General features: G+C 34.2%; 2 protein-coding genes. One reads left to right on the top strand and one right to left on the bottom strand.

Features of this window, described 5'->3' with window-relative positions; translation table 11 throughout:
- The coding region (locus ACY65O_RS09305; RefSeq protein ID WP_462220581.1) for a hypothetical protein at window positions 1-206 on the bottom strand (206 nt) is incomplete at its 3' end.
- Between the two features lie 291 nt (window positions 207-497).
- Here ACY65O_RS09305 and ACY65O_RS09310 point away from each other — a divergent pair.
- Window positions 498-1,867 (top strand): SecDF P1 head subdomain-containing protein (locus tag ACY65O_RS09310; RefSeq protein ID WP_462220582.1); only part of this gene is annotated, 1,370 nt, incomplete at its 3' end.

The raw sequence follows: 1,867 nt of genomic DNA on the forward strand, positions 1-1,867 counted from the left end.
TTAAAATAATAATTTTTCAGCGCCGCAATGCCATTGGCACCACGGTTAATTTGGGTGTAAATAATTTGTGTGTTCCATTGTTTGCGATTTTTTAAAACACTCTCGAAATATTGAGGATTTGCAGCCAGTAAATTTTCTAAAAAGGCGTCTGTTTTTGTACTGTCAACAGGTATTGCACTGGTAACAGTTACCGGGGCTTGTGGCATAGGAGTAATTTTTTTTGTAGAGGAACAGCCATATAAAAAACATATTGTAATTATAAGCACCTTCAAATTATTACGCAAACAGAACATATTTATATTTTAAAAGGTTTATTTAAAATTGCACGCTAATTTATTGATTGAAAATTGCACTAATTATTAAGATTCAATTGCAAACGCAAATGTCATCTTTTACAGGATAGGGGCAAAATTAACAAGCAGTAATCTTAAATTGGTTTTTCCCCTATCTTTGCACACTTCTAAAAAAGAAGAAATAGCTATTAAAAGTTTACTATTATGAAATTGAAAGGGCTGGTTTGGTTTTTTACCATTGCGTTGATTTTAATATCACTTTGGGAACTGTCGTACACTTTGGTGGTACGCAACTATGAAAGCGGTGTAAAGGCACAGGCTGCTAAAATTGCAAAAAGAACAGCTTCCACTTTAAAAGGAGAAGCATTTGATGCTGTTATTAAAGAAAAAAAAGACAGTATTCTTTTAGCAACAAAAGACAAAGCTATATTCCCTCTTGTTGGTACCACTTACCAGCAATGTAAAGAAAGTGAATTGAACCTTGGTTTGGATTTACAGGGCGGCCTTAGCGTAACGATGGATGTAAGCCTTGATGGTTTACTGAAAACATCAAGCAATAATACTAAAGATACTGCACTTTTAAAAGCTATTCAAACAGCTACTGAAAAAAAAGTTAACAGTGATGCAAACTTTATCAGCTTATTTAAAGATGCTTACATCCAGCAAAACGGTGCTGGTAAATTAGCCGGTTTATTTGCAGGTCAGGGTAAGGATGTAAAAATTACAGATAACGACGACCAGGTAATTATTAAACTAATTGTAACATCTAAAACCGCCATAAACGAAACCTACAAAGTATTATTGAAGCGTATTGATAAGTTTGGTGTGGCGCAACCCAATATTAATTTAGATGAAAATAAAGGTATCATTAACGTAGAGTTACCGGGAGTTGATAACCCTGACAGGGTAAAAAAATTATTATCAGCATCGGCTCATTTACAATTTTGGGAAGTATATCGCATTGATGAATTATACCCTTCTTTACAGGCAGCTGATATAGCATTACAAAATTATTTAAATGGTGTTAGCAGCGACAGTGTAAAAGTTGATTCGCTTAAAGCAAAACAAAACGCCAATCCATTTTTAAAAATTGTAAGTATAATTCCTCCGCAGGAAAATAAAGATGGTAAAGGCCCTTCTTATTCACCATCTATTGCAAATATTGCTTTGCAGGATACACCATTATTTTATAAATACATCAATAACGAAGTTGTTAAAAACGCTTTACCGGCCAATTGTAAATTTTTATTAGGGATAGAAGAAAAATCTGAAAAAGGAAACCTCAGGTATTTTCCTTTGTATGCCGTAAAAACACAGCCGGGTACAGATAAAGCGCCTTTAGAAGGAGAAGCTGTAGAAGATGCCAACCTTGATTATGATGAAATGGGAAAACCATCTATAAGAATGAAGATGACGCCGCTTGGCGCAAAATTATGGGGAAGGTTAACTTTAAAAAACGTAAACAAGCCAATAGCAATTGCTTTAGATGATATTGTATATTCTGCTCCAAATGTAATTACTGCCATTGAAGATGGTATTTCAATTATTACCGGAAGGTTTACTGCTGATGAAGC

The sequence above is a fragment of the Ferruginibacter sp. genome (genome assembly GCF_031430955.1).
Classification (GTDB): domain Bacteria; phylum Bacteroidota; class Bacteroidia; order Chitinophagales; family Chitinophagaceae; genus Ferruginibacter.